Origin of the sequence: Vibrio sp. M60_M70 (genome assembly GCF_037162085.1) — a bacterium.
GTDB lineage: Bacteria > Pseudomonadota > Gammaproteobacteria > Enterobacterales > Vibrionaceae > Vibrio > Vibrio diabolicus.
On the sequence record NZ_JARLUL010000002.1, the window covers coordinates 393,172 to 405,704 of the forward strand.

General features: G+C 46.6%; 11 protein-coding genes and 1 pseudogene. 5 read left to right on the plus strand and 7 right to left on the minus strand.

Translation table 11 applies throughout. From position 1 onward, the window contains the following. Positions 1-136 precede the first annotated feature (136 nt). A complete protein-coding gene (locus tag P4S59_RS17520) occupies positions 137-1,294 on the plus strand; it encodes a D-alanyl-D-alanine carboxypeptidase family protein (RefSeq protein WP_337168768.1) in 1,158 nt (385 codons plus the stop codon). An 83-nt stretch (positions 1,295-1,377) separates the two neighbouring features. On the opposite strand, the gene P4S59_RS17525 is transcribed toward P4S59_RS17520, so the two are convergent. Next, on the minus strand, positions 1,378-4,035 hold the full coding sequence (locus tag P4S59_RS17525; protein ID WP_337168769.1) for an alpha-amylase family glycosyl hydrolase: 2,658 nt from the start codon (positions 4,033-4,035) through the stop codon (positions 1,378-1,380). A 129-nt stretch (positions 4,036-4,164) separates the two neighbouring features. Then, positions 4,165-5,627, minus strand: a pseudogene (locus P4S59_RS17530) (helix-turn-helix domain-containing protein). A 167-nt stretch (positions 5,628-5,794) separates the two neighbouring features. On the opposite strand from P4S59_RS17530, the gene nfsB reads away from it, so the two are divergent. After that, positions 5,795-6,448, plus strand: coding sequence for an oxygen-insensitive NAD(P)H nitroreductase (gene nfsB / locus P4S59_RS17535; RefSeq protein WP_337168770.1), 654 nt, complete (start codon positions 5,795-5,797; stop codon positions 6,446-6,448). Positions 6,449-6,516: 68 nt separating this feature from the next. Further along, complete coding sequence (locus P4S59_RS17540; RefSeq protein ID WP_021822050.1) at positions 6,517-6,807, plus strand: putative quinol monooxygenase; 291 nt, start codon at positions 6,517-6,519, stop codon at positions 6,805-6,807. Here P4S59_RS17540 and P4S59_RS17545 read toward each other — a convergent pair. After that, a complete protein-coding gene (locus tag P4S59_RS17545) occupies positions 6,804-7,727 on the minus strand; it encodes a LysR family transcriptional regulator (RefSeq protein ID WP_114322756.1) in 924 nt (307 codons plus the stop codon). The genes P4S59_RS17540 and P4S59_RS17545 overlap by 4 nt on opposite strands. A gap of 132 nt (positions 7,728-7,859) precedes the next feature. Between P4S59_RS17545 and P4S59_RS17550 the strand changes: the two genes are divergently transcribed. Further along, positions 7,860-8,078 (plus strand): VF530 family DNA-binding protein, encoded by a 219-nt coding sequence (locus P4S59_RS17550; RefSeq protein ID WP_048625418.1) that lies wholly within the window; start codon positions 7,860-7,862, stop codon positions 8,076-8,078. A gap of 170 nt (positions 8,079-8,248) precedes the next feature. Here P4S59_RS17550 and P4S59_RS17555 read toward each other — a convergent pair whose 3' ends face one another. Beyond that, positions 8,249-8,701 carry an acyl-CoA thioesterase gene (locus tag P4S59_RS17555; protein ID WP_005374933.1) on the minus strand — a complete coding sequence of 151 codons (453 nt, stop codon included), beginning with the start codon at positions 8,699-8,701 and terminating at the stop codon, positions 8,249-8,251. 210 nt (positions 8,702-8,911) lie between these two features. Between P4S59_RS17555 and P4S59_RS17560 the strand changes: the two genes are divergently transcribed. Next, complete coding sequence (locus P4S59_RS17560; RefSeq protein ID WP_006740782.1) at positions 8,912-9,676, plus strand: ferredoxin--NADP reductase; 765 nt, start codon at positions 8,912-8,914, stop codon at positions 9,674-9,676. A gap of 134 nt (positions 9,677-9,810) precedes the next feature. Here the strand turns inward: P4S59_RS17560 and P4S59_RS17565 are convergent, their stop codons facing one another. From P4S59_RS17565 to P4S59_RS17575, 3 genes are all read right to left on the minus strand, one after another. After that, entirely contained in the window at positions 9,811-10,482 is a 672-nt protein-coding gene (locus P4S59_RS17565; protein WP_237311376.1) for a DUF2057 domain-containing protein, read from the minus strand. A 216-nt stretch (positions 10,483-10,698) separates the two neighbouring features. Further along, the gene (locus P4S59_RS17570; protein ID WP_005396613.1) at positions 10,699-11,847 is read right to left on the minus strand and encodes an AI-2E family transporter; all 1,149 of its coding nucleotides are present in this window, start codon (positions 11,845-11,847) and stop codon (positions 10,699-10,701) included. After that, complete coding sequence (locus P4S59_RS17575; protein WP_337168771.1) at positions 11,840-12,526, minus strand: potassium channel family protein; 687 nt, start codon at positions 12,524-12,526, stop codon at positions 11,840-11,842. The genes P4S59_RS17570 and P4S59_RS17575 overlap by 8 nt, the downstream gene beginning before the upstream one ends. Positions 12,527-12,533: the final 7 nt, after the last annotated feature.

A 12,533-nucleotide genomic window follows, 5' to 3' on the forward strand; every position in this document is an offset into this window, starting at 1 on the left:
AATCGCTTCGTCAGTTCTATACCTTGGTCAAATCAATGTAAGTTCAAGAAAATGAAACGATTAGCGACTGGTGCAACTGGTTGAGTGAGCTATGCTCAATAGAGTTGCGACAAAGTGAGAGCATGGAGGAAGTCGGATGAAAGTGTCACTGGCTCGATGGATTATTGTGACTTGTTTAATAAGCGTACCTACTTTTGCCGTTGTTACGCCCAACCCACCTCAATTAAAGGCGAAAGGTTACGTATTAATGGACTTTCAATCCGGTGCCATTATTGCCGAGCATAACGGGCGAGCAGGCCTTGCTCCGGCTAGTTTAACCAAGTTGATGACCGCTTACGTCGTTGGACAAGAAATCAAAGCGGGGCGTTTGAAATGGGATGATGTTGTCACCGTGAGCGAAAACGCGTGGTCGGCCAAGTTTCCCGGATCTTCTAAAATGTTCATCAAACCGAAAGATGAAATTAGTGTTGCGAACTTAATGCGCGGTGTGATCATCCAATCGGGTAATGACGCGTGCGTTGCACTGGCTGAGCACGTAGCTGGCAGTGAACGCGGCTTTGTCGCCTTGATGAATGGTTGGGCTGAGAAGTTAGGGCTGCAAGACACTTATTTTGTAAACTCCCATGGTCTCGATAGTGAAGGCATCCAAACCTCACCCACCGATATGGCAAAACTCATGCAGTCGATCATCAACGATGTTCCCGCTGTGTATGCGCTATATAGTGAGAAAGTCTTCAAGTGGAACGACATTACGCAGTACAACCGCAATAAATTACTGTGGGACAATTCCATTGACGTCGACGGGGGCAAAACCGGTTACACCAGCAATGCGGGATACAGTTTGGTGAGCTCCGCCAAAGAAGGGAAAATGCGGTTGATTTCGGTAGTGATGGGCACGCCAAGTAAACAGGCTCGAACGAGCCAATCCAAGAATTTGCTCAGTTATGGTTTTCGTTTTTATGACACCAAACAAGTTGCCAAACAAGGGCAGGTTGAGTCTAAAGTTCGCGTTTGGAAGGGAAATGCCAATCAAGTTGAGGCGATCTTCGCTAATGATGCCTATCTCACTCTGCCTCGTTCAATGACGGCTGGGCTTGATAAGAGTGTGGTGTTAAATGAACCATTGATTGCACCGATCGCGCAAGGAGATGAGATTGGTAAGGTCGTTTGGAAAAGCGATGACAGTACCGTGGCGAGTTATCCCTTGGTCAGCAGCCAAGTGGTAGAAGAGGGCTCGTGGTTCGCTCAGCTTTGGGACAGTCTGGTGCTGTGGGTGAAATCGTTCTTTAACTAGAATAAAAACGAGCAGAAGTGTCTTTCTGCATTCTTTTGTTGATGGCCGCCCAGCTAAACGCTGGGCGGTGTCTTTTTAACGGTTTATTCCGACAAGGTGATGATTGGTAAATCGTCCCAAATCTTACTTTCATCCGATGCGCCACCGGAGAAGTTCCAAGGGCCTTTGTCTTGCTCTAGCGGACGGTAAGTTGCTGAAAGACCGTCTAAGTCCCAAGTCGTGACATAGAAACGGATACCATCGAGCGAATCTGGGCGGCCTAGTGCATCGCTAGCAAAGTCCATTGAAATGGTGTTGTTGGCTTTGTCTACTGTCACTGTTGGTGCTGGCGTTACGGCTTCTCCCCATGTCGTCGCATTTGCTCTTTTGGTGTTGTAAATAGAGCTTTGCCAGCCAAAAACAACCGCATTGCGACTCCAGGTTCCGCTTGGCATAGAAGCGTTGATCTTCGGTAGCTCAGACAAGTTGGTTGCGGCTTCTTCCGGTAAATCAATAAAGATGGTGAAACCCACGTGGTCGAAGCCGTTTGGTGGCAACCAAGTGTCGGTGATTTTGTCCATAGTGAAGGTCAAACGTACGTTACTGCCAACGGTAAACACTTCTGCTTTGTTGATTGCGAGTTGGCTGTTGTCTTTGTCGAACGTTGGATCGGTTGGTAATGAGTAGTTGCCGTTTGGGCCGCCCACGCCGTCTTGTGCATCGCCCGCATCATCAATGGTGTCGTCCGGCGTGTTTGACCAGCTTAGGTTGGAGACAAAATTCACGTCCTCGATGCCTGCTTTTTTCTCGGTGGAATAAATCGCGAAGCGGTGCTGTTGCTCGCCAATAGCAAAATGACGAGTCGACAGCGTGACACTAAACTGACCATCAGCACCTACAGTAATGGTTTGCGCTGTTTCCAAGTTACCATCGACGACGAGGTTCAACTTCTCGTTGGCGTTCGCACTACCCGCGATAACAATATCACCAGTGATGGTTTGTCCTTCCCAATCCTGCGCTAGTTGGATGTTGAGGTCTGGGGTCTCTACAGATTGGTTGTTGCTTGTTTTTGAGTAAATCACTGCAGACTTGGCTGGTAGCTCAAGGGTTACGTGACCATTTTCATCTGCGACTAACTGCTCTGGAGCGTTTGCCCAGTTCGACATGATTTGTTGTTTGAAGACGGTGCCGCCAACTTGTTCTACATCGAGTTGGTTCATCAACATCGGCGAGTTGGATGTATTCATCACAACCAAGACTTCGTCGTTATCCAACGTTCGAGTAAAGGCGAAGACGCCCGCGCCCGCTTTATCGCTGCCAATCACTTTTATTTCGCCACGTGTCATGACTTTGTTTTCAGTGCGTAGCTTGGCAAGTTCTTGAATAAACAAGTACATTTCACTGTTTTGGTCGAACGAGTCTACGTAGTTGCCATCTTCACGGTAACCGCCAGCAAACATCGCATCACGCGCCGCTGACATCGCCTGTTCTGTACCTTGGTAAATCACAGGAATACCCGGTACGCTCATCATGGTGATCAGTGCTTGTTTCATGTCATTCACGCTACCTTGCGACAGAAAGCGCGGCATGTCGTGGTTATCAATGAAGTTCGGCATGATGTATGGATTCGGGAACATCTCCATCATTTTCTCAAGACGGAAACGCAAATAGTCGGTCGGTTGCCCTGATGCAAATACGCGCGTCATGGTCGCTTGCAATGGGAAGTTCAGTACCGAGGTTAGCTGTTTCGGCGAGCCACTTTCACCGATGTAAGTCAGCATCTTCTCTTCGCCTTCGGTGTTGTATGGTGTAGATGTTTCGAAGACTTCTCCAAAGGTCAGGAAGTTATCGCGACCAGTATCAACCGCTTGCGTCATCACACCATCGTCGGCGTGTAGGAAGTCGTTCCAGAAATCGTGTTCAACAAACTTCACCGTATCGATACGGAATCCGTCGACGCCGACTTCGCGAATCCATTTTCGGTAGCTCTCTTTTAGATAAGCGCGTACTTCAGGATCGGACGTATTAAGGTCATCCAAATCAGAGAGCTGCCAGGTTTTTTCTTGTACCGGATCGTTGTGGTCGGTGATGGTTGGCGTCCAGTGGTAGCTGCCTGTGCCGTCTGTTTTACACTCGTTCATGTTGAGTGGGTACGGCAGTTCTTGTCCGGCGGGTAGTGCATTTTTAATCAAACGGAAGCCTTGGCAAGGTAGGCTTGGATCATAACTGTAAGGATCATCGTAGGTAAAGAAGTTGCCTACATGGTTGGTCACGATGTCCTGAATTAAGAACATGTTACGCACATGCACTTCGCGTGCTAAGGCTTGGTAGCTTTCCATGTCACCAAAGTGTTCATCCACTTTTTGGAAATCGCGCGCCCAGTACCCGTGGTAGCCGCCGTAGTTTTGCTCTGCATCCCACCATTGGTTAGCAACTGGCGGAGTAATCCAGATCGATGTGGCACCGAGATCTTCGATGTAGCTTAACTTATCGCTCACACCAACGAGGTCGCCGCCGCTGAATTTTTTATCCGAAGTTGGATCGAATTCGTTTTGCCCTTGATCATTAAGAGCGCTGTCGCCGTCGTTAAAACGGTCGATCATCAGGAAGTAAATGATTTGATCTTGCCAATCAGGAGATGCCACGTGGCTGCCTGTATCGATTGGTGTGGTTTCGTCGCTTCCACAGCCAGAAAGAGCAAGAGCGATCGCTAAAGGAAGTATTTTTATTTTATTCATTGGGTTAGGTAGAGTTTCAAACACAGTTTTTGCCTCCGTTGTGCAGCAATGCAGAAACGATAAAGCAAAGGTTTGAAATTGAGAGTGTCATTTCACGCCAAAAAAGACGTGAAATGATGTCACGAAGAGACGATTTTGATCTGGCCGACAGTTTTAATTGAGCGGTTGCACAATTGGATATTGTATCGGGTAATGCTCTTTCGCGAGCTCGTTGTCGGATTCATCATAAAGGCGGAAGCGGCACTGCTTTGCAGTTTGAGTGAGCGATAATTGCAGCACCCAACAAGCATAATGTAGCGAGTGTTGGGTTAAGCGCATTGCGTGAGGTGTGGGGTCATCATCGACGTAACAGTCAATCCTCGCAACGTTTTCAAGTCGGCATGCCAGTTCGATAAAGAGCGTGTATTGCGCCCCAATACTAATAAGCTGCCGAGTCGGGACAATGTATTCCGTTGCGCCAATTAAAAGCCCCTTAGAAACCACATAATCACGCTGGTGGTTATTCTCAATGTAACGTTCCCCATCGACTTCATAACACAGGCGAAAGGTAAGGGGATGCGCCACCGGAAGTTCAGTCGTTGTCCAGAGTTCGATGCCATGACTTAAAAAACGCTCGAAGAAGGCGGGATAGCGCCGCCATGCGCCATCACGGTCACGGCATTCTACCGAGACCACTTTCTCAAACGCAATATTGTCCACTTCCATCCAGATTTTGCCGACAGGTTGGTCGATGTGGTTATCGTCGAAGGTATTGGCTTTGGCGTAGTACAAGCGGATCGGTTGCTGATTTAGCTGAGTTCGGTTATCCAAACATTGTTGGCGATACTGCATGGGTGAAAACGGATACCAACGACGAAAAGTGCGGTGAAAGTTCGATGGTTCTTCGTAACCAAGTTGATAGGCGATTTGCTGCGTCGTGAGTTGGGTGTCGGCGAGCAAAGTGAGTGCTTGCTTTTTTTCGCGAAATCAACGCATTGAGAGTAGCTCATTTGCTTTTCTTGCAGTCGACGTTGCAAGGTGCGTTTGGAGACGCCCAGTTGCCTTGCCGCTTGCTCTAACTTGAGCGCGTAATTGCTGTTTTTGATGAACAAGGCGTTCAAAACACTCAGCAATTCTGGTTGTTCAATGGGCTGGTGAGAAAGCAGCAAATAAACATGTTTCACCAGTTCAAACACGCTTGAACTCGTTTTAGAATCTCGCGTTTCCTCTAGAAAAATATCGGCCGCGAGTGGATTGTTGGCGTGAACTTGTACCTGTATTGATTCGCTTAGCTCAAGCATTTCCAACTGCATTTTGAGCAAGCCAAACACCGACTCCGCCCAATTTGGCATATCGGCCGTTCTACATTCGACTTGCAGATGGATTTGGGCATCACCATGTTGAAATGTGACGTACAAACGGCGGTCGAATAATGAGACACTTTTACTCCACCAAAGCAGCCCTTCTTGGAGGTTAGGCGCTTCTTTCAACATCATGCATTGCAAGGCCACCAACTTCTCAATGTGCCAATATTCGCCGGCAATTCGAAGGTGATTGTGACCGAGCTTTTTGCACAGAAAGGATGTAATAACGTTATCTTGAGGCAGCATGAGTTGAGTTTGGTTGCGAGCAAACATGCATTATTGCCGAAAAGATGAAGAAGTTCAGTGAGAACGCTCAAAGCCTTTCTTATCGTTTTATTTTCAAATTTATTTTGAAAATGTTTTTAATCGAAATCGGTTTTTCCCTTTATCTCATGAGGTTATGCTGTTACTCAGCTTAAACTCATTAATTGGAGAACCTCATGGATATCGTACAAGCTGCAAAATCTCGTTACTCAACGAAAGTGTTTGACCCAACACGCAAGCTACCTCAAGAAAAAATCGATGCAGTTAAAGAGCTGGTTCGTTTTAGTCCATCGAGTGTGAACTCTCAACCTTGGCATTTCATTCTGGCAAGCACAGAAGAAGGTAAACAGCGCATCGCTAAAGCGGCACAAGAGAACTACGCGTTTAACGCGGCGAAGATTCTCAACGCTTCTCACGTATTGGTGTTTTGTGCGAAAACAGGCATTGATAACGACTACATTGAAGCGCTAATGGCGCAAGAAGAAAAAGATGGCCGATTCCCAACCGAAGAAGCGAAAGCGGCTGTGCGCGGTGGTCGTAGCTACTTTGTGAACATGCACCGTTTTGATCTGAAAGATGCGAACCATTGGATGGAGAAACAAGTTTACCTCAACGTGGGTATGTTGCTGTTGGGTGCTTCGACGCTAGAAATTGATGCAGTGCCAATTGAAGGGTTTGATCCCAAAGTGCTGGATGAAGAATTTGGCTTGCGTGAAAAAGGTTACACCAGCGTTGTGATCGTGCCGCTTGGCTACCACGCGGAAGATGACTTCAACGCGAAAACGCCAAAGTCTCGCTGGGACGCAGAAACCGTATTCACCGAGATCTAATTCGAGCTTACTTGTAGGTTATGTAGAATCTCGCAATCAATATATAAATCGCAAAGAGTGATAAAACGATGATCCACTTAGTTGCAGAAGTGAAAGCCTATCCAGACAGTAAGGATCAGGTGGTGAATTTGCTTGCTGGTTTACTAGAGCCAACTCGCAAAGAAGAAGGCTGTTGCCAATACGAGTTGTATCTCGACGAAAAAGTTGAGGGCCTATTTATGTTCCAAGAAATCTGGGCATCGCAAGAGGCCTTGGATAAGCATTTGCAAAGCCCGCATATGGCGACGTTTCTTGAAACATTAGAAGAGAACGATTGGGTTGAATATACCCAGATTCGTCCTCTTCGATTTATCGCCTAATGACAGAAGGTTGCTAGCACGTTGGTGCGTTGCTGGCAGCATTTTTGTTGGATAAAGTCGCGGAAAGTCCGAATCGTTGGCGTCAATAATCGACGATCGGCGCACACCATGTAGAGCGGCACTGGGCCGCAATCCCACTCTGGTAACACTCGCACCAATCTTCCCTCGATTAAGTCTCGGCTGATGTCCATCAACGATTTATTCGCAATGCCTTTGCCTTTGATCGCTAACCGATGTGGCAAGTCACTATCGTTGCTCATCAAGTTACCGCTGACCACGACTTGTTCTTTCTCGCCGTCACGCGTGAGCGTCCATTTGTTGTAGACCGAATCCGCGACCATGTAGCACAAGCAGTTGTGTTGCGTTAGATCGGCAGGAGAGGTGAGTTCTGGATGTGTGGCTACGTACTCTGGCGATGCACATAAGATCCGTTCGTTTGACCCACACAATGCCAACACGACCAGATTGGAGTCGGCTGGCTCGCCGTAGCGAATCGCAATATCGACAGGCTTGGTGTACATATCCGTCAAGCTATCGGACAGCTCTAGTTTGATGGAAACATTTGGGTAGAGATCGATGAACTCATCCACCCAATCGAGCAACATATTTCGACCAAAATCGGAGGGCGCAGTAATGTGCAGTTGGCCAGATAACTCACCACGCGCACTTGAGATCTGATCCAACCCCTCTTGCAATGTAGCCAATGCTTGCGTGGTTTTGTCTAAAAACAGTTCGCCTTCTGAGGTTAAACGCAGGCTTCGGGTGGAACGCACAAACAGCGGGAAACCGATTTGCCCTTCAAGACGCTTAATCGATGCGCTAATGGCGGCTGGTGTCATGTCCATGCTGTTGGCGGCTTTTGAAAAGCTGCCTTGGCGCGCTGTTTCGACAAAAATATTGAGGTCGTTGAGGGCTTTCATAATGAAAAGGGCTTTTAAGAAGTTTGGGTTACTATAGGGGAGAGTCGCACGGCAATTCAAGGTTAAAACATTAGGTTGCACGGTGAGTTTGGGTTAGATTAGCGCGCAACTTCACTTTACTGGATTAATAGCATGAACCAACAGCAGCCGAATAACCCTCTGCATGGGTTGAGTTTAGAAAAAATCGTCACCCGACTAGTTGAACACTTTGGTTGGAATGGCCTGTATGAGCGCGTTCGAGTGAACTGTTTTAAGAAAGATCCGTCGATCAAATCTTCTCTGAAGTTTTTGCGTAAAACGCAATGGGCAAGAGATAAGGTGGAAGCGCTGTATATCGAGACGTTCTGCTGATCACTCTATGGTCTGCAGCAAGCGGTAAGTAGATTCTTAGTCTCGCCTTGGCTCGCTAGAATGACGCTAGTTCTCTTATCGCGTAGGTTGGAAGATTAGCCCTACGTTATTCCCGACAGCGCTGAAGAAGCGCTGTCGGGGGATTCTCGCCTTTAATCTCTCGTTTCTTGCTACTCTAAATGATGCGTGCTACCCACAGTTCCTTCCAAGTCTAAAATCGACTGGCGAACGTGGTCTGGAATCGCCGCTTTTACGTTGTTCTTAAAATCAAACATCACACCAGTGGCGGTCGCGATGGTCGCAATCTTACCCCACTTCTTACTCAGCACTTGGTATTCCATCGTGATTCGATCTTCTTGCATGTCGATCACGCGCGAGCCGACTAATAACGTGTCTGGGTAAGTGACAGGCAGCTTGTAGCGGCATTGCGTCTCGCTCAGTACTGGCCCAATTTGCGAGGTTTGCAGGTCGACTAGCAGATTAATTTTGTTGAAGTAATCTAAACGCGCCGTCTCAAAGTAGCGAAAATAGACAACGTTATTGACGTGTTGCAGAGCATCCATTTCACCCCATGCGACTTTGATCTCTGTGATAACGGGAAAGTCCTTTAACAGTGTGTCCATTTTTAGTGCTCCTTTTTCATCTGCATTGCCACAAATTGCGACGCGACTTATCACTTTGAGCATTTATTCTAGATGTAATCATTTAATATGTAATAAAATTGTTTTTAAAATGTGAAATGAAATGGCAATCTTATTATGTAAACTAGAAACTTTACATAATCGAGTTGAAGGCGTAAGTTTAACTAAGAGTAACCAAATAGGAGGTGTCTCATGACTGAGCTGAAAGGTTTCAATCTAGCCAAGGTGGAAAAACGCATTGACTGGACTGGTGAGCTGTTCAGTTTAAGGGTCTCAGGCGCGCCTCTTACCTTTAAAGCCGGCCAGTTCACCAAGCTTGCTTTGCTAGATGATGAGGGCAAGCCGATCAGCCGTGCTTATTCTGTGGTTAATGCGCCAAGCGAACAGTTCGATTGGTTGGAGTTCCTAATAGTAGCCGACCCTCAAGGACAACTTTCCCCAAGGCTCCAAAAGCTTAAATCTGGTGATAGCATTTATGTCGGTGAGACCGCACATGGTGACTTAATCCACGACTCTATTCCTAAACAGGCTCATGATCTGTGGCTGTTATCTACAGGTACAGGTATTGGACCGTTTTTATCGCTACTGGATGATATAAACTTACCACCTCATAATGAGCGAATTGTGCTTGTTCATGCGGTTCGCTACGAAAAAGATCTGGTCTACAAATATCTGATTGAGCAACTACAGCAACGATATGAAGGCAGACTAAAGTACATCCCGATAGTCAGTAGGGAAGTGGTGGATGGTCAGTTACAAGGTCGAATTCCCGAACTCATCGAATCGGGTAGACTGTCCAACGCTGCTGATGTGCCATTCTCTGCTCAAAGTAGTTTTGTCATGATGTGTGGGAACCCGCAGATGATCAAAGATACCTTGCCAGTCTTACAAGATCTTGGGTTGGAAAAGTATCGTCCTAAAACAGGAGGCAATATCATCTATGAGCGTTACTGGTAGCGTTTGGTTAAATTGATATAACCATATTGAACACATGATGATCACCAATACCAAAGTCGTTCAAGCGTCCTAGCTTGTTCGATCAAAAAAGCCACATGAAGTGGCTTTTTTAATATCGATAGAGTTAATCAGACTTATTGTTGATTAACGTACGCTTTAAAGCGAGCTTTGGTTTCTGCGTCTGCTTTTTGGTACCAGAAGTGCAGCATCTCTTCTGCTGTCGAATCTGATTTAGCCGCAGTCGCTCTCGCTTGTTTCATATCTTCAGGAATCTTTGCTGGCAGTGTGACTGGTTGAGCAACGGCTGCACCAGCAACAGCGATAGCAGCAACGCCGCCTGTTTTGTTGTAGCTTTCCACTTCACGTACGTAATCACGACCGATTTGCATACCCGGTTTGATCAATTTGTCTTGCTCAACGGCGACGGTGTTGCCTGAATCATCAACCAGTTTCCAATCTAAGTCCTTGATCTTTTCTTCCGCATCGCGAAGGTTGCGGTATTCTGGCATTTGTAGCGTCAGCTCGGCATTGGCAGCGTCAAATCGTGTAACGATAACATCGCTTTCAACACTTAAACGGTCATTACCTTGGTTAAAGTAAGGGGCGAAGCGAAATACGACTTGGTTAACGCCATCAGGTAACGTTAGTGTTCTTTCCGAGGCGAAAAAACCACCCGAAAGGTCTGCTTTTTCACCGTTAGCCGCTAATACTGAAACGTTGTCAGGAACACTCACGGTTACATCTGCGAATGCCATGCCACTCATTGCGAGAGCAAGCGCACAAGTTAAAGGCTTGATCAATTTCATTGTTTTTATCCTAAGCAAATTAGTGGTCATCGAGAGTGCATCGTTCATTGCCCGATTGCAACTCCCAAGTGTAAGAAGTATGAAAATTTAACAAGAACGTCATTTTTATCGCATTTATTACGGGGAAACTGTGATCCAAATAGAATCAAACCGCTGTAATAGAGCGGTTTGATATCATAACTTATAGATTAAATTTCTTTCTAACTTATTGATTTATTATATGCCAGCACCGTGTCCAGGCTCTGATTGGTCATCAGAAGCGTCTTGTTGTTCTGCCATTTCTTCTTGCTGTTGTGCTTTCTCAATGCTCAACCACCAAACAAATAACTCATACCAAATCGCCAGGATAACGGCACCTAAGAACAGACCAACGATGCCGTAGAAAAGCATACCACCGATGGCACCGAGCAGAATCACAGGCATTGGCACGTCGACGCCACGTCCCATTAACATTGGTTTGAACAGGTTTTCAGAAAGAGCTGCAACTACTACCCAGACAGTAAACATGGTGGCTGTCGTTGTATCTTGAGTCATGTACATAAAGCCGATCACTGGTAGTACGGCAAGCAGCGCTGGTAGCTGAGCGATACACAAGATCATCAGAATCAGAGTGAGCAAACCAGCTGCCGGAACGCCAAATACAAAGAAACCAGCACCGATCAATAGGGCTTGAATCGCCGCCACACCGACTACGCCAAGCAGTACGCTTTTAATGGTTGCTGCGATAAGCGTGGTCCAGCTTTTAGCGTTTTCACCAGCGGTACGAATAGCGATGGTTCTTAGACCTGATGCTGCAGATTCAGAGTACGTCATAAAACCTGCTGCAATCGCAAGTGACAAGATTGAAAGCAATAAACTGCCCAATACACCGCCAAGTGTGCCTAGCAAAGAAGTGAGCGCGGACTTTATCTGCGGCATAAAGGTTTGAATCGCTTGTTCAAGGTTAGTCGCGAATAGGGTCCACACCTCATAGAGCTTATCACCTACGACAGGCCAATCCGCAACGGAAGGTTTTGGACCTGGGATCTTCACTTGCCCGTTTTGCAATACTTCAAGCGCATGCGTTGCACCATCCACAATGGAACCTGACACCATAACAAGTGGTGTGACTAAGAGTGCAATACCAAGTAAAGCAATCGTCGTGGCTGCCAGGCCTCTGCGACCGCCATATGCACGCTCCAGCTTTTTTGTAAGTGGCATTAAAGCGACGGCTATAATTGCACCCCAAATAACGGGAAGAATGAAGGGTTTGATGATGTCGTACGTAAACATCAGCAAGACGAAGATCAAGCCAATGCGTATTGCTGACTCCACCATATTACTGATGAAAAGCTTACTGTCGATTTTTACCGATTGTTTATCCATTTTTGTTTACCTGATGATCAATGTTAGAACTGACGAGACTTGAAACAACAATCGCCATATAGAAAACACCTGTAATGGCCTCTAAATACACCACGACTTGAGCCAATGGCGTTAGAGGGCTGATATCGCCATAACCAAGCGTGGTTAAGGTGACGAAACTAAAATACGCCGCATTAGAGAAATTCTGCCCCCAAGAAATGGCTTCCATCCCAGTGAATGAGGTTGGCGAGAACTCTAGAAGAATGAGATAGGCAATTGCCCACATCAGACCAAGCAGCAAGAAAAGCGCGACTGAGCCAATGACTTTGTTGCTATTGACGTGGCCAGTGAAAAGAATCTGCCTTGCGATGGATTTAAAAGTGCCGAAAAAGAACGCGAAGGTGAGGGAAAGCATCACTACATTCATCTCCCGGATGTTGAAAACGGTCTTGATCACAATCACAAGAACCCAAACGCCAAACAGGGTATAGAGGAAACGAGACCACATTTTGTCGAAGCGAAGGCTGGCAAAACAGACAATGAACGTGAGAACCGTGAACGCCTGTAGTATGTGTTCAATCGTCCCTTCACCCACCACTTGTGCCATCGCACTCCCTAGCAACAAAATCACCAGCGCTAAAGTTAGATAGAAGAAATTGTTTTCTTCATTAATGTTTTTGAGTTTTTTACCAATGACCATGGTTCTT